This is a genomic window from Leclercia sp. GLN_9, from assembly GCF_043105735.1.
Lineage (GTDB): Bacteria > Pseudomonadota > Gammaproteobacteria > Enterobacterales > Enterobacteriaceae > Enterobacter > Enterobacter adecarboxylatus.
In genome coordinates, this window is record NZ_JBICLV010000005.1 from 249,614 (window position 1) to 269,664 (window position 20,051).

At 56.6% G+C, this 20,051-nt stretch carries 18 protein-coding genes; 16 read left to right on the forward strand and 2 right to left on the reverse strand.

The features are described 5' to 3' along the window. Nucleotides 1-384 precede the first annotated feature (384 nt). From nuoA to nuoN, 13 genes are all read left to right on the forward strand, one after another. A complete protein-coding gene (gene nuoA, locus ACF8PE_RS03585) occupies nucleotides 385-825 on the forward strand; it encodes an NADH-quinone oxidoreductase subunit NuoA (protein ID WP_392494606.1) in 441 nt (146 codons plus the stop codon). 15 nt (nucleotides 826-840) lie between these two features. Next, on the forward strand, nucleotides 841-1,515 hold the full coding sequence (nuoB, locus tag ACF8PE_RS03590; protein WP_032612787.1) for an NADH-quinone oxidoreductase subunit NuoB: 675 nt from the start codon (nucleotides 841-843) through the stop codon (nucleotides 1,513-1,515). An 89-nt stretch (nucleotides 1,516-1,604) separates the two neighbouring features. Beyond that, nucleotides 1,605-3,407: an NADH-quinone oxidoreductase subunit C/D gene (gene nuoC, locus ACF8PE_RS03595; protein WP_072250777.1), complete on the forward strand. Its 1,803-nt coding sequence runs from the start codon at nucleotides 1,605-1,607 to the stop codon at nucleotides 3,405-3,407. Nucleotides 3,408-3,409: 2 nt separating this feature from the next. Beyond that, on the forward strand, nucleotides 3,410-3,910 hold the full coding sequence (nuoE, locus tag ACF8PE_RS03600) for an NADH-quinone oxidoreductase subunit NuoE (protein ID WP_014071107.1): 501 nt from the start codon (nucleotides 3,410-3,412) through the stop codon (nucleotides 3,908-3,910). Continuing rightward, the gene (nuoF, locus tag ACF8PE_RS03605) at nucleotides 3,907-5,244 is read left to right on the forward strand and encodes an NADH-quinone oxidoreductase subunit NuoF (protein WP_032612781.1); all 1,338 of its coding nucleotides are present in this window, start codon (nucleotides 3,907-3,909) and stop codon (nucleotides 5,242-5,244) included. The genes nuoE and nuoF overlap by 4 nt, the downstream gene beginning before the upstream one ends. Nucleotides 5,245-5,389: 145 nt before the next feature. Then, complete coding sequence (nuoG, locus tag ACF8PE_RS03610; RefSeq protein WP_032612779.1) at nucleotides 5,390-8,116, forward strand: NADH-quinone oxidoreductase subunit NuoG; 2,727 nt, start codon at nucleotides 5,390-5,392, stop codon at nucleotides 8,114-8,116. Continuing rightward, nucleotides 8,113-9,090 (forward strand): NADH-quinone oxidoreductase subunit NuoH, encoded by a 978-nt coding sequence (gene nuoH / locus ACF8PE_RS03615; RefSeq protein ID WP_032612777.1) that lies wholly within the window; start codon nucleotides 8,113-8,115, stop codon nucleotides 9,088-9,090. Before nuoG ends, nuoH begins: the two co-directional genes overlap by 4 nt. Nucleotides 9,091-9,103: 13 nt before the next feature. After that, nucleotides 9,104-9,646 (forward strand): NADH-quinone oxidoreductase subunit NuoI, encoded by a 543-nt coding sequence (gene nuoI / locus ACF8PE_RS03620; protein WP_003861491.1) that lies wholly within the window; start codon nucleotides 9,104-9,106, stop codon nucleotides 9,644-9,646. A gap of 11 nt (nucleotides 9,647-9,657) precedes the next feature. Then, on the forward strand, nucleotides 9,658-10,212 hold the full coding sequence (gene nuoJ, locus ACF8PE_RS03625) for an NADH-quinone oxidoreductase subunit J (RefSeq protein WP_032612775.1): 555 nt from the start codon (nucleotides 9,658-9,660) through the stop codon (nucleotides 10,210-10,212). Then, on the forward strand, nucleotides 10,209-10,511 hold the full coding sequence (gene nuoK / locus ACF8PE_RS03630; protein WP_032612773.1) for an NADH-quinone oxidoreductase subunit NuoK: 303 nt from the start codon (nucleotides 10,209-10,211) through the stop codon (nucleotides 10,509-10,511). The genes nuoJ and nuoK overlap by 4 nt, the downstream gene beginning before the upstream one ends. Next, nucleotides 10,508-12,349: an NADH-quinone oxidoreductase subunit L gene (gene nuoL / locus ACF8PE_RS03635; RefSeq protein WP_059307474.1), complete on the forward strand. Its 1,842-nt coding sequence runs from the start codon at nucleotides 10,508-10,510 to the stop codon at nucleotides 12,347-12,349. The genes nuoK and nuoL overlap by 4 nt, the downstream gene beginning before the upstream one ends. Before the next feature lie 75 nt (nucleotides 12,350-12,424). Then, nucleotides 12,425-13,954 carry an NADH-quinone oxidoreductase subunit M gene (gene nuoM / locus ACF8PE_RS03640; RefSeq protein ID WP_032612768.1) on the forward strand — a complete coding sequence of 510 codons (1,530 nt, stop codon included), beginning with the start codon at nucleotides 12,425-12,427 and terminating at the stop codon, nucleotides 13,952-13,954. Between the two features lie 6 nt (nucleotides 13,955-13,960). Further along, on the forward strand, nucleotides 13,961-15,418 hold the full coding sequence (gene nuoN, locus ACF8PE_RS03645; protein WP_032612766.1) for an NADH-quinone oxidoreductase subunit NuoN: 1,458 nt from the start codon (nucleotides 13,961-13,963) through the stop codon (nucleotides 15,416-15,418). Between the two features lie 278 nt (nucleotides 15,419-15,696). On the opposite strand, the gene ACF8PE_RS03650 is transcribed toward nuoN, so the two are convergent. Both ACF8PE_RS03650 and rnz read right to left on the reverse strand, forming a co-directional pair. Continuing rightward, nucleotides 15,697-16,701: a chemotaxis protein gene (locus ACF8PE_RS03650; protein WP_059307475.1), complete on the reverse strand. Its 1,005-nt coding sequence runs from the start codon at nucleotides 16,699-16,701 to the stop codon at nucleotides 15,697-15,699. 66 nt (nucleotides 16,702-16,767) lie between these two features. Beyond that, nucleotides 16,768-17,685, reverse strand: coding sequence for a ribonuclease Z (gene rnz / locus ACF8PE_RS03655; RefSeq protein WP_155167090.1), 918 nt, complete (start codon nucleotides 17,683-17,685; stop codon nucleotides 16,768-16,770). Between the two features lie 73 nt (nucleotides 17,686-17,758). Here rnz and ACF8PE_RS03660 point away from each other — a divergent pair, with 73 nt between their 5' ends. The 3 genes from ACF8PE_RS03660 to menF all read left to right on the forward strand — a co-directional run bounded on the left by ACF8PE_RS03660 (nucleotide 17,759) and on the right by menF (nucleotide 19,980). After that, entirely contained in the window at nucleotides 17,759-18,220 is a 462-nt protein-coding gene (locus tag ACF8PE_RS03660) for a GNAT family N-acetyltransferase (protein ID WP_103792203.1), read from the forward strand. 62 nt (nucleotides 18,221-18,282) lie between these two features. Then, nucleotides 18,283-18,588 carry a stress response protein ElaB gene (elaB, locus tag ACF8PE_RS03665; protein ID WP_032612753.1) on the forward strand — a complete coding sequence of 102 codons (306 nt, stop codon included), beginning with the start codon at nucleotides 18,283-18,285 and terminating at the stop codon, nucleotides 18,586-18,588. 96 nt (nucleotides 18,589-18,684) lie between these two features. Then, entirely contained in the window at nucleotides 18,685-19,980 is a 1,296-nt protein-coding gene (gene menF, locus ACF8PE_RS03670) for an isochorismate synthase MenF (RefSeq protein ID WP_077227423.1), read from the forward strand. Nucleotides 19,981-20,051: the final 71 nt, after the last annotated feature.

The window sequence follows — 20,051 nt, forward strand, 5'->3', positions numbered from 1 at the left end:
AACAAAAGCGTGTCACAGATCAAGAAAATACTCCTCTTTGGGGGGAGGAATCGGTAGCAAATCCTGTCAAAATAGGCAGGTAATCTTTGTGTTAGATCACTACGGACACGATTCAACACCCCAACGCCGGAACGCGCCTCACACGTTTTGAGGGTAAAGGGCATTAAATGTTAATGAAGTTCGAACAATGTAATCTAATGTGAAGAAACTTTTGTTAAAGTTGACAAAAGGTTATAGAAAGGAGTAAAAAACCACATCATTTTGCTGTCTATGTCTCATTTTTCGACAGTTAGTGTAAGGTTATTTGTTCCTCCCCATGAATCGATGTGATGCCCATCTGCCAGAAAGAGCAGGATTTTAGGTATCACTTTTGATGAGTAAGCAATGAGTATGTCAACATCCACAGAAGTCATCGCTCATCACTGGGCATTCGCAATCTTTCTTATCGTAGCCATTGGCCTGTGCTGCCTGATGCTTGTCGGCGGCTGGTTCCTCGGCGGTCGCGCCCGGGCAAGGCACAAAAACACGCCATTTGAATCGGGTATCGATTCGGTAGGTACTGCGCGTTTACGTTTGTCCGCCAAGTTCTATCTGGTGGCCATGTTCTTCGTCATTTTTGACGTGGAAGCGCTTTACCTGTTCGCATGGTCAACCTCCATTCGTGAGAGTGGTTGGGTAGGCTTTGTCGAGGCCGCAATTTTCATTTTAGTGTTACTGGCCGGTCTGGTTTATCTGGTGCGTATTGGCGCGCTGGACTGGACACCTGCGCGTTCACGCCGTGAACGTTTCAACCCGGAAAACAGTATCTCTAATCGTCAGCAGTAACAGCGAGGCAATAAGATGGATTATACGCTCACCCGCATAGATCCTAACGGTGAGAATGACCGTTACCCCCTGCAAAAACAGGAGATCGTAACCGACCCCCTGGAGCAAGAAGTCAATAAAAGCGTGTACATGGGCAAGCTCGAAAATGCCATGCACGATATGGTCAACTGGGGTCGTAAAAACTCCATCTGGCCTTACAACTTTGGCCTTTCTTGCTGCTACGTTGAAATGGTGACGTCATTCACTGCGGTGCATGACGTTGCGCGTTTTGGTGCAGAAGTACTCCGTGCCTCTCCGCGTCAGGCTGACCTGATGGTGGTGGCGGGGACCTGCTTTACCAAAATGGCGCCGGTCATTCAGCGTCTGTACGACCAGATGCTCGAGCCAAAATGGGTTATCTCCATGGGTGCTTGTGCAAACTCTGGCGGTATGTACGACATTTATTCTGTCGTGCAAGGCGTAGATAAGTTCATCCCGGTGGACGTTTACATCCCGGGCTGCCCACCGCGTCCAGAAGCCTATATGCAGGCGCTGATGCTGTTGCAGGAGTCGATTGGCAAAGAACGCCGTCCGCTCTCCTGGGTCGTGGGCGACCAGGGTGTATACCGCGCTAACATGCAGTCCGAGCGCGAGCGTAAACGCGGCGAACGTATTGCAGTGACCAATCTGCGTACACCAGACGAAATTTAATTTGCGCCTGTGGGCATGGAGATAACCTTCGCATATCACTATTCAAATAGCGCGAAGCCACGCCCGACAGTCACCACGGACCTTTTGCAATGGTGAACACTATGACCGACTTAACCGCGCAAGACGCCGCCTGGCAAACACGGGATCATCTGGATGACCCGGTCATTGGCGAACTGCGCAACCGTTTTGGGCCGGATGCCTTTACTGTTCAGGCCACCCGCACCGGGGTACCCGTTGTTTGGGTGAAGCGTGAACAGTTACTGGAAGTGGTTGATTTCCTCAAGAAACTGCCTAAACCGTACGTTATGCTGTTTGACTTACACGGCATGGACGAACGTCTGCGTACTCACCGCCAGGGTTTACCCGCGGCGGATTTTTCCGTTTTCTACCACCTGATCTCAATAGACCGCAACACGGATATCATGCTCAAGGTGGCATTGTCTGAAAACGACATGCATCTGCCGACCATCACAAAACTTTTCCCGAACGCCAACTGGTATGAGCGTGAAACCTGGGAAATGTTCGGCATGACCTTCGACGGCCACCCGCACCTGACGCGCATCATGATGCCGCCAACCTGGACGGGTCATCCGCTGCGTAAAGACTATCCGGCGCGCGCCACCGAATTCGACCCGTTTGAGCTGACCAAAGCCAAACAGGATCTGGAGATGGAAGCGCTGACTTTCAAGCCGGAAGACTGGGGCATGAAGCGCGGTACCGACAACGAGGACTTCATGTTCCTCAACCTCGGTCCAAACCACCCGTCTGCGCACGGTGCGTTCCGTATTATTCTTCAGCTTGATGGCGAAGAGATCGTCGACTGCGTGCCTGATATCGGTTACCACCACCGTGGTGCTGAGAAGATGGGCGAGCGTCAATCCTGGCACAGCTACATTCCGTATACCGACCGTATCGAATACCTCGGCGGCTGCGTAAACGAAATGCCTTACGTGCTGGCCGTTGAGAAACTGGCAGGGATCACCACCCCGGATCGCGTTAACGTGATTCGCGTGATGCTGTCAGAACTGTTCCGTATTAACAGCCACCTGCTGTACATCTCCACGTTCATTCAGGACGTCGGCGCAATGACCCCGGTCTTCTTCGCCTTTACCGATCGTCAGAAAATCTACGATCTGGTAGAAGCGATTACCGGTTTCCGTATGCACCCGGCCTGGTTCCGTATCGGCGGTGTAGCACACGATCTGCCGCGCGGCTGGGATCGTCTGCTGCGTGAATTCCTCGACTGGATGCCGAAACGTCTGGCGTCGTATGAGAAAGCCGCACTGCGTAACACCATTCTGATTGGTCGTTCGAAGGGCGTTGCTGCCTACGGCGCGAAAGAGGCGCTGGAGTGGGGGACAACAGGTGCAGGTCTGCGTGCCACCGGTATTGATTTCGACGTGCGTAAAGCCCGTCCTTACTCTGGCTACGAGAACTTCGACTTTGAAGTCCCGGTTGGCGGCGGTGTTTCCGACTGCTACACCCGTGTGATGCTGAAAGTGGAAGAGCTGCGCCAGAGCCTGCGCATTCTTGAGCAGTGCCTCAACAACATGCCGGAAGGCCCGTTCAAGGCGGATCACCCGCTGACCACGCCGCCACCGAAAGAGCGCACGCTGCAGCATATCGAAACCCTGATCACGCACTTCCTGCAGGTTTCCTGGGGTCCGGTCATGCCGGCGCAAGAATCCTTCCAGATGATCGAAGCGACCAAGGGTATCAACAGTTACTACCTGACCAGCGACGGCAGCACCATGAGCTACCGTACCCGTGTGCGTACGCCAAGCTTCGCGCACCTGCAGCAGATCCCGGCCGCCATTCGCGGCAGTCTGGTCTCCGACCTGATTGTGTATCTGGGTAGTATCGATTTTGTTATGTCAGATGTGGACCGCTAATTATGCACGAGAATCAACAACCACAAACCGAGGCTTTTGAGCTGAGTGAAGCAGAGCGTGCCGCCATTGAGCACGAGATGCACCACTACGAAGACCCGCGTGCGGCGTCCATTGAAGCGCTGAAAATCGTACAGAAACAGCGTGGTTGGGTGCCGGATGGCGCGATCTATGAGATCGCAAAAGTACTGGGGATCCCGGCAAGCGACGTAGAAGGCGTAGCCACCTTCTATAGCCAGATCTTCCGCCAGCCAGTTGGCCGCCATGTGATCCGCTATTGTGACAGCGTTGTTTGTCACATCACCGGTTATCAGGGCATTCAGGCCGCTATCGAGAAAAAGCTCGATATCAAGCCGGGGCAGACCACATTTGATGGTCGCTTTACGCTGCTGCCAACCTGCTGCCTGGGTAACTGCGACAAGGGGCCGACCATGATGATTGATGAGGATACTCACAGCCATCTGACGCCGGAAGCCATTCCTGACCTGCTGGAGCAGTACAAATGAAAACTGTAATTCGTACTGCTGAGACTCATCCGCTGACCTGGCGTCTGCGCGATGACAAACAGCCGGTATGGCTTGAAGAATACCAAAGCAAAAACGGTTACGCCGGGGCGCGCAAAGCCCTGGGCGGTATGGCGCCTGATGAGATCGTCAATGCAGTAAAAGACGCTGGCCTGAAAGGGCGTGGCGGCGCAGGCTTTTCCACCGGTCTGAAGTGGAGCCTGATGCCGAAAGACGAATCCATGAACATCCGTTACCTGCTGTGTAACGCCGATGAAATGGAGCCAGGGACTTATAAAGACCGTCTGCTGATGGAGCAGCTGCCGCACCTGCTAGTGGAAGGCATGCTGATCTCCGCGTTCGCATTGAAAGCCTACCGCGGCTACATCTTCCTGCGCGGTGAGTACATCGAAGCGGCAGAGAACCTGCGTCGCGCGATCGCTGAAGCCACCGAAGCGGGCCTGCTGGGCAAAAACATTCTCGGCACCGGTTTTGACTTTGAGCTGTTCGTGCACACCGGGGCAGGGCGTTATATCTGTGGTGAAGAGACCGCACTGATTAACTCCCTTGAAGGCCGCCGTGCTAACCCACGTTCCAAGCCACCGTTCCCGGCAAGCTCCGGCGTGTGGGGTAAACCGACCTGTGTAAACAACGTCGAAACCCTGTGCAACGTCCCGGCTATCCTTGCTAATGGCGTGGAGTGGTATCAGGGCATCTCTTCAAGTAAAGATGCCGGTACCAAGCTGATGGGCTTCTCCGGTCGCGTGAAGAATCCGGGCGTCTGGGAACTGCCGTTTGGCACCACCGCACGTGAAATTCTTGAAGACTACGCCGGCGGCATGCGTGATGGCCTGAAATTCAAAGCCTGGCAGCCAGGTGGGGCAGGAACAGACTTCCTGACCGAAGCCCACCTTGACCTGCCGATGGAATTCGAAAGCATTGGTAAAGCAGGCAGCCGTCTGGGTACGGCGCTGGCGATGGCCGTCGACCACGAGATCGGCATGGTATCGCTGGTGCGTAACCTGGAAGAGTTCTTCGCCCGTGAGTCCTGCGGCTGGTGTACCCCGTGCCGTGATGGTCTGCCGTGGAGCGTTAAGATCCTGCGTGCTATCGAGCGTGGCGAAGGCCAGCCTGGTGATATCGAGACACTTGAGCAACTGTGTCGATTCCTGGGTCCAGGTAAAACCTTCTGTGCGCATGCGCCAGGTGCGGTTGAACCCCTACAGAGCGCGATTAAATATTTCCGCGACGAATTCGAAGCAGGCATCAAGCAGCCGTTCAGCAATACCCATTCAATCAATGGTATTCAGCCGAACCTGCTGAAAGCGCGCTGGTAATTCCCCCTCAAGCCGGCTCTCTCCCTCAAGGGAGAGGGAGAAAACCGGGCTATATCCTCTCCTTCAGGGAGAGGGGTAGGGTGAGGGTGATAAGAAGAATTTTGATTAACGCTCGGTTTATACCGAGCCAACTGGAAGCATGCTAATGGCTACGATTCATGTAGACGGCAAAGAATACGAGGTCAATGGCGCGGACAACCTGCTGGAAGCTTGTCTGTCCCTCGGCCTTGATATTCCGTATTTTTGCTGGCATCCGGCGCTGGGGAGCGTCGGTGCTTGCCGCCAGTGTGCGGTGAAGCAATATCAAAACGCGGAAGACACGCGTGGTCGCCTGGTGATGTCCTGTATGACGCCAGCCGCCGAAGGTACCTTTATTTCTATCGACGACGCGGAAGCCAAACAGTTCCGCGAAAGCGTGGTGGAGTGGTTGATGACCAACCACCCGCACGATTGTCCGGTGTGTGAAGAGGGCGGTAACTGCCACCTTCAGGATATGACCGTGATGACCGGGCACAGCTTCCGTCGTTACCGTTTCACCAAACGTACCCACCGCAACCAGGATCTGGGGCCGTTCATCTCTCACGAAATGAACCGCTGCATCGCCTGCTACCGCTGCGTGCGTTACTACAAAGACTACGCAGACGGCGAAGATCTGGGCGTGTATGGCGCACACGACAACGTCTACTTTGGTCGCCCGGAAGACGGCGTACTGGAGAGCGAATTCTCCGGTAACCTGGTCGAAATCTGTCCGACCGGCGTCTTCACGGATAAAACGCACTCCGAGCGTTACAACCGTAAGTGGGACATGCAGTTTGCGCCGAGCATCTGCCAGCAGTGCTCCCTCGGCTGTAACACCAGCCCGGGTGAACGTTACGGTGAACTGCGTCGTATCGAAAACCGCTACAACGGTACCGTTAACCACTACTTCCTCTGCGACCGTGGTCGTTTCGGCTATGGCTATGTGAACCTGAAAGACCGTCCGCGTCAGCCGGTTCAGCGCCGTGGCGATGACGTGATCACGCTGAACGCCGAACAGGCGATGCAGGGCGCGGCAGATATTCTGCGCCAGTCGAAGAAAGTGATCGGTATCGGCTCCCCGCGCGCCAGCATCGAAAGCAACTTCGCGCTGCGTGAACTGGTAGGCGCGGAAAACTTTTACACCGGTATCGCTAAGGGCGAGCAGGAACGTCTGCAACTGGTGCTAAAAGTGCTGCGTGAAGGCGGTATTCATACCCCTGCGCTGCGCGAAATCGAATCTTATGATGCGGTTCTGGTATTGGGTGAAGATTTAACCCAGACCGGTGCGCGCGCTGCCCTGGCGGTTCGTCAGGCGGTGAAGGGTAAAGCACGTGAAATGGCAGCGGCCCAGAAAGTGGCTGACTGGCAGATCGCGGCGATCCTCAACATCGGTCAGCGCGCCAAGCATCCGCTGTTTGTCACTAACGTCGACAACACCCGTCTGGACGACATCGCGGCCTGGACCTACCGTGCCCCGGTTGAAGATCAGGCGCGTCTTGGCTTTGCTATCGCTCACGCGCTGGACAACAGCGCCCCGGCCGTTGAAGGCCTGGATCGCGATCTGCAGAACAAGGTTGACGTGATTGTGCAGGCGTTGGCCGGTGCGAAAAAGCCCCTGATTATTTCCGGTACTAACGCCGGTAGCACAGAGATCATTGAAGCGGCGGCCAACGTGGCTAAAGCCCTGAAAGGTCGCGGTGCTGACGTTGGCGTGACCATGATCGCCCGTGCGGTAAACAGCATCGGTCTGGGCATGATCGGCGGCGGCTCGCTGGAAGAGGCGTTAAGCGAACTGGAATCCGGTGCTGCAGACGCTGTCGTGGTGCTGGAAAACGACCTCCATCGTCATGCTTCTGCTGCCCGCGTGGACGCTGCCCTGTCTAAAGCGCCGCTGGTGATGGTTATCGACCATCAGCGCACGGCGATCATGGACAAAGCGCATCTGGTGCTCTCTGCAGCAAGCTTCGCAGAAAGCGACGGTACCGTTGTGAACAACGAAGGCCGTGCCCAGCGCTTCTTCCAGGTTTATGACCCGGCGTACTACGACAACAGCATTGTGATGCTGGAAAGCTGGCGCTGGCTGCACTCCCTGCACAGCACCGTGCTGAGCCGTGAAGTGGACTGGACCCAGCTCGACCACGTGATCGACGCCGCCGTGGCACAACTGCCGCAGCTGGCTGGCATTAAAGATGCGGCGCCGGAAGCAAGCTTCCGTATTCGCGGCCAGAAACTGGCGCGTGAACCGCACCGCTACAGCGGCCGTACCGCCATGCGCGCCAACATCAGCGTGCACGAACCGCGTCAGCCGCAGGATAAAGACACCATGTTCGCCTTCTCAATGGAAGGGAACAACCAGCCGTCTGCTCCGCGTTCGCAGATCCCGTTCGCATGGGCGCCAGGCTGGAACTCCCCACAGGCATGGAACAAGTTCCAGGCTGAAGTGGGCGGTTCTCTGCGTCACGGCGATCCGGGCGTGCGCCTGATTGAAGCCTCCGAAACCGGTCTGGCGTTCTTCTCTACCGTTCCGGCAAGCTTCCAGGCGGAAGAGGGTAACTGGCGTATTGCGCCGTACTACCATCTGTTCGGTAGCGACGAATTGTCTCAGCGTTCCCCGGTCTTCCAGACCCGTATGCCGCAGCCGTACATCAAGCTCAACCCGGCAGATGCCGCGAAGCTTGGCGTGAACGCAGGCGCTAACATCAGCTTTAGCTACGAAGGCCAGACAATCAGCCTGCCGCTGATTATCTCTGAAGGTCTGACAGCAGGGCAGGTGGGTCTGCCAATGGGTATGCCTGGCATCGCGCCAGTGCTGGCGGGCGCGCGTCTTGATAACCTGCAGGAGGCAAAAGCATGAGTTGGTTAACGCCTGATCTTATCGACATCCTGCTGAACATCCTGAAAGCGGTTGTTATTTTGCTGGTGGTCGTCACCTGCGGCGCGTTCATGAGCTTCGGTGAACGTCGTCTGCTCGGTCTGTTCCAGAACCGTTACGGACCGAACCGCGTGGGCTGGGGTGGTTCACTCCAGCTGGTCGCGGACATGATCAAGATGTTCTTTAAAGAGGACTGGGTTCCGCGCTTCTCGGATCGCGTGATCTTTACTCTGGCACCAATGATCGCCTTTACCTCGCTGCTGCTGGCGTTTGCTATCGTTCCGGTTAGCCCGACCTGGGTTGTGGCGGATCTGAACATCGGGATCCTGTTCTTCCTGATGATGGCAGGCCTTGCGGTCTACGCGGTGCTGTTCGCCGGCTGGTCCAGTAACAACAAATACTCCCTGCTGGGTGCGATGCGTGCGTCTGCGCAGACCCTGAGCTACGAAGTGTTCCTGGGTCTTTCCCTGATGGGCGTGGTGGCGCAGGCCGGTTCATTCAACATGACCGACATCGTCAACAACCAGGCCGATATCTGGAACGTGATCCCGCAGTTCTTTGGGTTTGTTACCTTTGCTATCGCGGGCGTGGCGGTGTGTCACCGTCACCCGTTTGACCAGCCAGAAGCCGAACAGGAACTGGCCGACGGTTACCACATTGAATATTCCGGTATGAAGTTCGGTCTGTTCTTCGTGGGCGAGTACATCGGTATCGTCACCATTTCCGCGTTGATGGTAACGCTGTTCTTTGGTGGCTGGCATGGCCCGTTCTTACCGCCGTTCATCTGGTTCGCGCTGAAAACCGCGTTCTTCATGATGATGTTCATTTTGATTCGCGCAGCGTTACCGCGTCCGCGTTATGACCAGGTAATGTCCTTCGGCTGGAAAGTGTGCCTGCCGCTGACGCTCGTCAACTTGTTGGTAACGGCGGCTGTCATTCTCTGGCAGCAGCCATAAGGGGCTTTAGACCATGACCTTGAAAGAATTATTGGTAGGTTTCGGCACCCAGGTACGCAGTATCTGGATGATCGGCCTGCACGCGTTTGCCAAACGCGAAACCCGGATGTACCCGGAAGAGCCGGTATATCTGCCGCCGCGCTACCGTGGCCGTATCGTGCTGACGCGCGATCCAGACGGCTCAGAGCGCTGCGTTGCCTGTAACCTGTGTGCGGTAGCCTGTCCGGTAGGCTGTATCTCTCTGCAAAAAGCCGAGACGGTAGACGGTCGCTGGTACCCGGAGTTCTTCCGCATCAACTTCTCACGCTGCATCTTCTGCGGTCTGTGCGAAGAAGCGTGCCCGACCACGGCGATTCAGTTGACCCCGGACTTCGAGCTGGGCGAATACAAGCGTCAGGACCTGGTGTACGAAAAAGAGGATCTGCTGATTTCCGGTCCGGGCAAATACCCGGAATATAACTTCTACCGGATGGCGGGTATGGCAATCGACGGCAAAGATAAGGGCGAAGCAGAGAACGAAGCCAAGCCTATCGACGTCAAGAGCCTGTTACCGTAAGGAGAGGGGCAATGGAATTCGCTTTTTATATCTGTGGCCTGATCGCCATCCTGGCTACGCTGCGAGTGATTACGCACACCAACCCGGTGCATGCGCTGCTCTATTTAATCATTTCGCTGCTGGCCATTTCCGGGGTGTTCTTTGCGCTGGGCGCACACTTTGCGGGTGCGCTTGAGATCATCGTTTACGCCGGTGCCATTATGGTTCTGTTCGTCTTCGTGGTGATGATGCTGAACCTGGGCGGCTCGGAAATCGAACAGGAACGTCAGTGGCTGAAACCGCAGGTGTGGATTGGTCCGGCAATTCTGTCGGCCATCATGCTGGCGGTGATCGTCTACGCCATTCTGGGTGTCAACGACCAGGGTATCGACGGTACGCCAATCAGCGCCAAAGCAGTGGGTATCACCCTGTTTGGGCCATACGTACTGGCGGTTGAACTGGCCTCGATGCTGCTGCTGGCAGGTCTGGTTGTCGCGTTCCACGTGGGCCGCGAAGAGCGTAGTGGTGAAGTGCTGAGCAACCGCAAGGACGACAGCGCGAAAAGAAAAACGGAGGAACGCGCATGATTCCTTTACAACATGGACTGATCCTCGCAGCGATTTTATTCGTGCTGGGCTTAACCGGTCTGGTTATCCGCCGCAATCTGCTGTTTATGCTGATTGGCCTGGAGATCATGATCAACGCTGCCGCGCTGGCCTTCGTGGTCGCCGGGAGCTACTGGGGCCAGACCGATGGTCAGGTGATGTACATTCTCGCCATCAGCCTTGCGGCTGCCGAAGCGAGTATTGGCCTGGCGCTGTTACTGCAGCTCCACCGTCGCCGCCAGAACCTGAACATCGATTCAGTAAGTGAGTTGCGTGGATGAACATGCTTGCCTTAACCATTATTTTTCCGCTGATTGGCTTCCTGCTGCTGGCATTTTCTCGCGGCCGCTGGTCTGAGAATCTGTCTGCTACCGTTGGCATTGGCTCTATTGGTCTGGCTGCGCTGGTTACAGCGTATGCGGGTATCGACTTCTTCAGTAACGGACGTCAGCCTCACAGCGTGCCGCTGTGGACCTGGATGTCGGTCGGTGATTTCAACATCGGTTTCAACCTGGTGCTGGATGGTCTCTCCCTGACCATGCTCTCCGTGGTGACCGGCGTGGGCTTCCTGATCCACATGTTCGCCTCCTGGTATATGCGCGGTGAAGAGGGTTACTCCCGCTTCTTCGCCTACACCAACCTGTTTATCGCCAGCATGGTCGTTCTGGTGCTGGCCGATAACCTGCTGCTGATGTATCTCGGCTGGGAAGGCGTGGGTCTCTGCTCTTACCTGCTGATCGGTTTCTACTACACCGATCCGAAGAATGGCGCAGCAGCCATGAAAGCGTTCGTCGTGACCCGTGTGGGTGACGTCTTCCTCGCCTTCGCGCTGTTCATTCTCTACAACGAACTGGGCACGCTGAACTTCCGCGAAATGGTGGAGCTGGCGCCAGCGCACTTCGAAGCAGGCAACAACATGCTGTGGTGGGCAACGCTGATGCTGCTGGGTGGTGCTGTGGGTAAATCCGCACAGCTGCCTCTGCAAACATGGCTGGCCGACGCGATGGCGGGTCCAACCCCTGTCTCCGCGCTGATCCACGCCGCGACCATGGTTACCGCTGGTGTTTACCTGATTGCGCGTACCCACGGTCTGTTCCTGATGACCCCGGAAATTCTGCACCTGGTCGGTATCGTCGGTGCAGTGACGCTGGTGCTGGCAGGCTTTGCCGCGCTGGTGCAAACCGACATCAAACGCGTTCTCGCTTACTCCACCATGAGCCAGATTGGCTACATGTTCCTGGCGCTGGGCGTACAGGCGTGGGATGCGGCGATTTTCCATCTGATGACGCACGCGTTCTTTAAAGCGCTGCTGTTCCTCTCGTCTGGTTCGGTGATCCTTGCCTGCCACCACGAGCAGAACATCTTCAAGATGGGCGGTCTGCGCAAATCCATTCCGCTGGTTTACGTCTGCTTCCTGGTAGGTGGCGCGGCGCTGGCGGCACTGCCGCTGATCACCGCGGGCTTCTTCAGTAAGGACGAAATCCTTGCGGGCGCCATGGCAAATGGTCATATCAATCTGATGGTTGCGGGTCTGGTCGGTGCATTCATGACCTCTCTGTATACCTTCCGTATGATTTTCATCGTCTTCCACGGTAAAGAACAAATTCACGCTCACGCAGGGAAGGGGATCACCCACCACCTGCCGCTGATTGTGCTGCTGGTGCTGTCCACCTTCGTTGGCGCGATGATTGTGCCACCGCTGCAGGGCGTACTGCCGGACACCACCGAGCTTGAGCACGGTCGCGTTCTGACGCTTGAAATCACCTCCGGTGTGGTCGCTATCGCGGGCATCCTGATTGCTGCATGGCTGTGGCTGGGCAAACGTACGCTGGTGACTGCCGTTGCCAACAGTGCGCCGGGCCGTCTGCTGGGCACCTGGTGGTACAACGCGTGGGGCTTCGACTGGCTGTACGACATGATCTTCGTGAAACCATTCCTCGGCATTGCGTGGCTGATTAAACGCGATCCGCTGAACTCACTGATGAACACTCCGGCGATCCTCTCCCGCTTTGCAGGTAAAGGCCTGCTGTTCAGCGAGAACGGGTATCTGCGCTGGTATGTGGCGTCCATGAGCATCGGTGCGGTTGTGGTGCTGGCGCTGCTGATGGTGTTGCGTTGATCGTTAAGTGAATTTATTCGAATTCGTTGAAAATCAGGCCCCTGCTGGGGGCCTTAAAAAGGAATGCAAATCGCCATGTTACTACCCTGGCTAATATTAATTCCCTTCATCGGCGGCTTCCTGTGCTGGCAGACCGAACGCTTTGGCGTGAAGATGCCGCGCTGGATTGCGCTGATCACCATGGGATTGACGCTTGCGCTTGGCCTGCAACTCTGGTTGCAGGGCGGCTATTCTCTGACCCAGTCTGCGGGCATTCCGCAGTGGCAGTCTGAATTCATTCTGCCGTGGATCCCGCGTTTCGGTATTACCATTCACCTGGCGATTGATGGTCTGTCGCTGCTGATGGTGGTGCTGACCGGTCTGCTCGGCGTTCTGGCGGTCCTGTGCTCCTGGCGAGAAATCGAAAAATATCAGGGCTTCTTCCACCTGAACCTGATGTGGATCCTGGGCGGCGTTATCGGCGTGTTCCTTGCCATCGACATGTTCCTGTTCTTCTTCTTCTGGGAAATGATGCTGGTGCCGATGTACTTCCTGATCGCGCTGTGGGGCCATAAGGCGTCCGACGGTAAAACGCGTATCACGGCGGCAACCAAGTTCTTCATTTACACCCAGGCGAGTGGTCTGGTGATGTTGATTGCCATCCTGGCGCTGGTGTTCGTGCATTACAACGCGACCGGCGTCTGGACCTTCAACTATCAGGACCTGCTGAAGACCCCGATGTCACACGGTGTTGAATACCTGCTGATGCTGGGCTTCTTTATCGCGTTTGCGGTGAAAATGCCGGTGGTTCCACTGCACGGCTGGCTGCCGGATGCGCACTCCCAGGCACCAACGGCGGGTTCCGTTGACCTGGCGGGCATCTTGCTGAAAACCGCGGCCTACGGTCTGCTGCGTTTCGCTCTGCCGCTGTTCCCGAACGCCTCCGCAGAGTTCGCGCCAATTGCCATGTGGCTCGGCGTGATCGGTATCTTCTACGGCGCGTGGATGGCCTTCACGCAGTACGACATCAAACGTCTGATCGCCTATACCTCCGTTTCCCACATGGGCTTCGTGCTGATTGCTATCTACACCGGCAGCCAGCTGGCGTACCAGGGCGCGGTGATCCAGATGATTGCGCACGGTCTGTCCGCAGCCGGCCTCTTCATCCTGTGCGGCCAGCTTTACGAACGTCTACACACCCGTGACATGCGTCAGATGGGCGGTTTGTGGGGCAAAATGAAATGGCTGCCAGCGATGTCGATGTTCTTCGCTGTTGCCACCCTCGGGATGCCGGGTACCGGTAACTTTGTTGGCGAATTCATGATCCTGTTCGGCAGCTTCAAAGTGGTGCCGATGATCACCGTGATTTCGACCTTCGGTCTGGTGTTCGCTTCGGTTTACTCACTGGCGATGCTGCACCGCGCTTACTTCGGTAAAGCGAAGAGTGAAATCGCTGCCAAAGAGCTGCCGGGGATGTCGCTGCGCGAGCTGTTCATCATCCTGCTGCTGGTCGTACTGCTGGTGCTGCTGGGCTTCTATCCGCAGCCGATTCTGGATACCTCGCACTCCGCGATGGGCAACATCCAGCAGTGGTTTGTTAATTCTGCTTCTACTACAAGGCCGTAAATCGCCATGACAATAACTCCACAACAACTGATTGCGCTGCTACCGCTGCTGATCGTCGGATTGACGGTGGTGGTTGTGATGCTCTCCATTGCGTGGCGACGCAATCACTTCCTGAATGCCACCCTGGCGGTTCTGGGTCTGAACGCTGCGTTAGTCTCCCTCTGGTTTGTTGGCCAGGCGGGTGCGATGGATGTCACTCCGCTGATGCGCGTTGACGGCTTCGCCATGCTGTACACCGGGCTGGTGCTGTTAGCCAGCCTGGCAACCTGTACCTTTGCGTACCCGTGGCTGGAAGGCTACAACGACAACAGAGAAGAGTTTTACCTGCTGGTTCTGATTGCCGCCCTGGGTGGTATTCTGCTGGCGAACGCAAACCATCTGGCGGCGCTGTTCCTCGGTATTGAGCTGATCTCTCTGCCGCTGTTCGGCCTGATTGGTTATGCCTTCCGTCAGAAGCGCTCTCTGGAAGCGAGTATCAAGTATACGATCCTGTCTGCTGCTGCTTCGTCCTTCCTGCTGTTCGGTATTGCGCTGATCTATGCTCAGTCCGGTAACCTCTCCTTCGAAGCGCTTGGCAAGAGCCTCGGCGACGGCATGCTGCATGAGCCGCTGCTGCTGGCAGGTCTGGGCATGATGATTGTAGGCCTCGGCTTTAAACTCTCTCTGGTGCCGTTCCACCTGTGGACGCCAGACGTTTACCAGGGTGCTCCGGCACCGGTCTCCACCTTCCTGGCGACAGCGAGCAAAATCGCTATCTTCGGTGTGGTGATGCGTCTGTTCCTGTACGCACCGGTAGGCGAGAGCGAAGCGGTTCGTGTGGTTCTGGGTATCATTGCCTTCGTCTCCATCATCTTCGGTAACCTGATGGCGCTGAGCCAGACCAATATCAAACGTCTGCTCGGTTACTCCTCCATCTCGCACCTGGGCTATCTGATGGTGGCACTGATTGCGCTGCAGAGCGGCCAGATGTCCATGGAGACCGTAGGTGTCTACCTGGCCGGTTACCTGTTCAGCAGCCTCGGCGCGTTCGGCGTGGTAAGCCTGATGTCCAGCCCGTACCGTGGCCCGGACGCAGATTCACTGTTCTCCTACCGTGGTCTGTTCTGGCACCGTCCGATCCTGTCCGCGGTGATGACCGTGATGATGCTCTCTCTGGCGGGTATCCCGATGACGCTGGGCTTTATCGGTAAGTTCTACGTGCTGGCAGTGGGTGTGCAGGCGGGTCTGTGGTGGCTGACAGCGGGTGTCGTTATCGGCTCCGCGATTGGTCTCTACTACTACCTGCGCGTGGCCGTGAGCCTGTACCTGAGCGCACCTCAGCAGCTCAACCGCGATGCGCCAGGCAACTGGCAGTACAGCGCCGGGGGTATTGTGGTGCTGATCTCGGCCTTGCTGGTACTGATCTTCGGTATCTATCCGCAGCCGCTGATCACCATCGTGCAGCACGCGATGCCGCTGATGTAAGCAAGGTAAAAACAAAAACCCGCCTCGGCGGGTTTTTTTATGGTCTTCTCCCTCTCCTTGTGGGAGAGGGCTGGGGTGAGGGCAACAGCCCGCACTGAACATAAAACCCGCCTCGGCGGGTTTTTTTATGGTCTTCTCCCTCTCCTTGTGGGAGAGGGCTGGGGTGAGGGCACCAGCCCGCACTGAACGAAAAAACCCGCCTCAGCGGGTTTTTTTATGCTTTCTATTTGCTGCCTCTGCCCGTGCAAGCGACGCACTGCCGGGCAAAAAAACGCAAATCAGGCCAACTGCTTACGACTAATCAACGGTCCATCAATCTTCTTCGTCGAGCGCTCCAGCACCTCTTCAATCACCGACGACAGCTCATTCAGCTCGAACTTCGCCACGTAGCCATCGGCTTTCACCTTGCGGATATGGTCTTCGTTGGCGTTGCCGGAAAGGGAAGAGTGGATCACCACCGGAATGTCCTTCAGGATGGCGTCGGTTTTGATTTTGCGCGTCAGGGTAAAGCCGTCCATCTCCGGCATCTCAAGGTCGGTCAGGACCAGAGCGATCTTATCGGTGATCGGTACGCCTTCTGCCTGCGCCTGCGCTGCCAGCACGCCAATTTTCTCCCACGCCTCTTTGCCGGTGATATGCATCAGCGCCGGGATCGCCATCGCCTGCAGCCCTTTTTCCAGCATCGAACGCGCCACTTTGGAGTCTTCCGCCACAATCGCCACGGCACCCGGCTTAATATTAAATTGGGTGGTTTTCAGGTCGGTCGCGTGCAGGTCATGATTGGCCGGGGTGATGTCATACAGGATCTGCTCAACGTCCAGCACCATCGCCAGATCGTTGGTATCCGTCTTCTCGTCCAGGCAGGCAATACTGGTGATATAGCGTCCGCTGACGGCGGTTTCAGCCGCATGCACCTGCTTCCAGTCCAGTCGCATAATGTTTTCGACCGACTCGACGGCAAAGGCCTGCACGCTGCGGGCATACTCGGTGATCAGCAGAATGTTCAGACCCGTCGCCGGTTTGCAGCCTGCCACGGCGGCCAGGTCGATAACCGGGATCACCTGGTCACGAATATTGACCATCCCCATCAGGGGTGACTTCATGCCCGCCGGTTTGGTGAACGCTGGCATGGGCACAATCTCGCGAAGCTTAAAGACGTTGATGCCAAACAGCTCAGATTTATTTTCGTTCATCGATGTGCCGAGACGGAACAGCAACAGCTCAAAACGGTTCGACAGAGTAAGATTTGCCCTGTCATCAATGTCTTTCTGGAAATTATCCATTCTACCCTCGAGTGAAAAATACCTGCCTGTTAAGGGTTATCGGCAGACCCGGGGAAAAATAGAGCGTTAAACGCGCACCACGGCAAAATCTTCTGCAAGCTCGCTGTCGGCAAACAGGGCGCGGCACTCGGCCAGCAGCATGGCGCAGCCCCCGGCGTCATAGCGCGAGCTGACGTGGGTAATCACCAGTTTTTTCACCTGCGCTTCGCGGGCAAGCATGGCGGCCTGACGCGTTGAACTGTGGCCGCGGCTGTTGGCTTTCTCCTCCATCGCCGATTCCAGGGTGGCTTCATGCACCAGCAGATCGACGCCCCTGGCCAGCGCGAGGGCGTTCTCACAGGGGGCGGTATCCCCGAAGATAGCCAGTTTCTTGCCCGGGCGGGGCGGCGAGAGATAGTCTGCGCCATCGATCGTCCGGCCATCGTCCAGCGTGATGCGTTCACCGCGCTTGAGCTGCTGGAACAGGGGGCCGAAGGGAACTCCGGCGGCAATCAGCGCCGCGCCATCCAGGGCGCCGGGTTTATCCTGCTCTTCAATGCGATAGCCGTAACACTCCACGGGATGATTCAGCGCGGCCGCGGTCACGGTCCAGGCATCATCGCTGAACACCACTCCTGCGCTTATCTCGACAATCTCGAGCGGATAATCGGTCCAGGAGCCACTGATGCGCAGGCTGGTTTCGACAAATTCACGGATCCCGGGCGGGCCGTAAATGGTCATCGGGTGGAGATTGCCCGCCATCGAGCGACTGCACAGCAGCCCCGGTAGACCAAAAAGGTGATCGCCATGCAGGTGGGTAATGAAGATTTTATCCAGCTTGCCGGGATGGCTTGCGGTCTGGAGCAGCTGATGCTGCGTGCCTTCCCCACAGTCAAACATCCACAAGCCACCGCGGGTCGGGTGCTGTAAATCCAGCAAAATTGAGGTGACGTTGCGCGTCCGGGTCGGCACGCCAGCAGATGTTCCTAAAAAAAGCAGCTCCATAATGCACTCAGCCTCTGTGCCAGGGACGAAAAGTCATTAGTATAACGGCTACCGACACGATAAGGAGACCCCCATGATCCAGTGGCAAGATCTGCACCATAGCGAGCTGACCGTTCCCGTGCTTTACGCGCTACTCAAGCTTCGCTGCGAAGTCTTTGTAGTGGAACAAACCTGTCCTTACCAGGATATCGATGGCGACGATCTGGTGGGGGAGAACCGGCACATCCTCGGCTGGAAAGATAACCAACTGGTGGCGTATGCGAGGATTCTGAAAAGCGACGACGATTTTTCTCCCGTTGTGATTGGCCGGGTGATTATCAGCCAGCAGGCGCGGGGCGAAAAGCTCGGATATGCGCTGATGGAGCACACCCTGCATTCATGCGAAAAACAGTGGCCGAACAAAGCGTTATATCTTGGCGCGCAGGCCCATTTGCAGGCGTTTTATGCCCGTTTTGGCTTTGTGCCCGTGACGGACATTTACGATGAAGATGGCATTCCGCATATCGGGATGGCGAAAGAGGCAGAACAAGCGTAGCAGGCAGAATCGGCAAGGATTGTCTATAGTTAGCGAACTGATGCAACTACAAGGAGAAAACTATGTCCTTCCAATCTTCGGAATCGCACGTTGATGATGATCTGACGCTGTTAAGTGAAACGCTGGAAGAAGTCCTTCGTTCTTCAGGCGATCCGGCCGATCAAAAGTACATTGAGCTAAAGGCGCGTGCTGAACAGGCACTGCATGACGTGAAAACGCGCGTAAGCCATGCGTCGGACACTTACTATTATCGGGCGAAAAAAGCGGTCTATCGTGCGGACGATTATGTCCGTGAAAAACCGTGGCAAGGTATCGGAGTAGGTGCCGCCGCCGGTCTGGTGCTCGGTCTGCTGCTCGCCCGCCGTTAATTCTACACGCACGCTTCTCCCTGCCAAATCGTGGGTACTGCTTTTTCCAGCCAGTACCCCGTATAATGTAAGGTCTTTGAGCTGGGAGAAGTTCGCGTGCACTCGATTTCCACCGCGCTGGCAGGCCTTTGCCACCAGTTAGCAGACGATATTCCTGATGTACCTGGCCTGCATCACCTCGATGTTTCCTTTGCGCTCAACGATGCGTTTGACCCGCTCGCCTGGCTGAATGCCCAGCACTGTTTTCCTCAGTTCTACTGGCAGCAGCGTAACGGTGATGAAGAGTACGCCGCGCTGGGGGCCACAAAACACTTCGCCTCTCTCTCTGATGCCCGTCATTTTTTGCACTGTTATCCGCAATGCCCAGACGTTCGGGTGGTGGGGGTTAACGCCTTCGATCCGTACCAGGGCAACCTGTTCCTGCCGCGTCTGCTGTGGCAGCGCAGCGGCGGAACCGCGACGCTGCGCCTGATACTTTGCAGCGCAACCTCGCTGAAAAACGATGCGCAACACGCACACGAATTCCTGCGTTCCCTCAGGGACAGCCAGCCCGTTAAGGCGCTTAACCAGCCGGTGGTGAGCGAAACCCACCGGCCTGAGAAATCCGGCTGGCTGACGTTAATCACCCGCGCAACCGACGCCATTGCCCGCGGGGAGTTCGATAAAGTAGTGCTGGCCCGGGCAACGGATCTGCATTTCAACCTGCCGGTCAACCCTGTCGCTCTGATAGCCGCCAGCCGTCGGGTGAATTTCCAGTGCTACCACTTTCTAATGCGCCCTGATGCTACCCGGGCCTTTCTCGGTTCGTCGCCGGAACGTCTGTGGCGGCGGCGTGGAACCCTGCTGCGTACCGAGGCGTTGGCCGGTACGGTCGCCAGTCACCCGGATGATGCCCAGGCCGCCCGCATGGGGGACTGGCTGATGCATGACGATAAAAATCAGCGTGAAAATATGCTGGTGGTCGAGGATATCTGTCAGCGCCTGCAACGTGATGGCGGCGTGCTTGACGTGCTGCCGCCGCAAATTGTGCGCTTGCGTAAGGTGCAGCATTTACGCCGCTGCATCTGGACTGCATTGCAACAGCCGGACGATGAACAGTGCCTGATGCGGCTGCAACCTACCGCCGCCGTCGCCGGTCTGCCGCGCCAAAATGCGTGGGATTTTATCGCCCGCAATGAACCCTTCGATCGGGAGTGGTATGCCGGGTCCGCTGGCTATCTGTCGTTAGCGCAAAGCGAGTTCTGCGTGGCATTGCGTTCGGCCAGAGTGCAGGAGACCTGCGTGCGCTTGTACGCCGGGGCGGGGATCGTCAGCGGTTCCGACCCTGAACAGGAGTGGCAGGAGATTGAAAATAAAGCTGCCGGACTGCGTTCTCTCCTCCTAAAGGATTAATACTGAGTCGTACTTACCCGATTCATATCAAAATTACATCTTTTCCTATTATTTATACTTAGTCGCAATAT

Bases quoted from the DNA above. Each gene is read 5' to 3' on its own strand.
- nuoA (WP_392494606.1), top strand. From the start codon at position 385: ATGAGTATGTCAACATCCACAGAAGTCATCGCTCATCACTGGGCATTC.
- nuoB (WP_032612787.1), top strand. From the start codon at position 841: ATGGATTATACGCTCACCCGCATAGATCCTAACGGTGAGAATGACCGT.
- nuoC (WP_072250777.1), top strand. From the start codon at position 1,605: ATGGTGAACACTATGACCGACTTAACCGCGCAAGACGCCGCCTGGCAA.
- nuoE (WP_014071107.1), top strand. From the start codon at position 3,410: ATGCACGAGAATCAACAACCACAAACCGAGGCTTTTGAGCTGAGTGAA.
- nuoF (WP_032612781.1), top strand. From the start codon at position 3,907: ATGAAAACTGTAATTCGTACTGCTGAGACTCATCCGCTGACCTGGCGT.
- nuoG (WP_032612779.1), top strand. From the start codon at position 5,390: ATGGCTACGATTCATGTAGACGGCAAAGAATACGAGGTCAATGGCGCG.
- nuoH (WP_032612777.1), top strand. From the start codon at position 8,113: ATGAGTTGGTTAACGCCTGATCTTATCGACATCCTGCTGAACATCCTG.
- nuoI (WP_003861491.1), top strand. From the start codon at position 9,104: ATGACCTTGAAAGAATTATTGGTAGGTTTCGGCACCCAGGTACGCAGT.
- nuoJ (WP_032612775.1), top strand. From the start codon at position 9,658: ATGGAATTCGCTTTTTATATCTGTGGCCTGATCGCCATCCTGGCTACG.
- nuoK (WP_032612773.1), top strand. From the start codon at position 10,209: ATGATTCCTTTACAACATGGACTGATCCTCGCAGCGATTTTATTCGTG.
- nuoL (WP_059307474.1), top strand. From the start codon at position 10,508: ATGAACATGCTTGCCTTAACCATTATTTTTCCGCTGATTGGCTTCCTG.
- nuoM (WP_032612768.1), top strand. From the start codon at position 12,425: ATGTTACTACCCTGGCTAATATTAATTCCCTTCATCGGCGGCTTCCTG.
- nuoN (WP_032612766.1), top strand. From the start codon at position 13,961: ATGACAATAACTCCACAACAACTGATTGCGCTGCTACCGCTGCTGATC.
- ACF8PE_RS03650 (WP_059307475.1), bottom strand. From the start codon at position 16,701: ATGGATAATTTCCAGAAAGACATTGATGACAGGGCAAATCTTACTCTG.
- rnz (WP_155167090.1), bottom strand. From the start codon at position 17,685: ATGGAGCTGCTTTTTTTAGGAACATCTGCTGGCGTGCCGACCCGGACG.
- ACF8PE_RS03660 (WP_103792203.1), top strand. From the start codon at position 17,759: ATGATCCAGTGGCAAGATCTGCACCATAGCGAGCTGACCGTTCCCGTG.
- elaB (WP_032612753.1), top strand. From the start codon at position 18,283: ATGTCCTTCCAATCTTCGGAATCGCACGTTGATGATGATCTGACGCTG.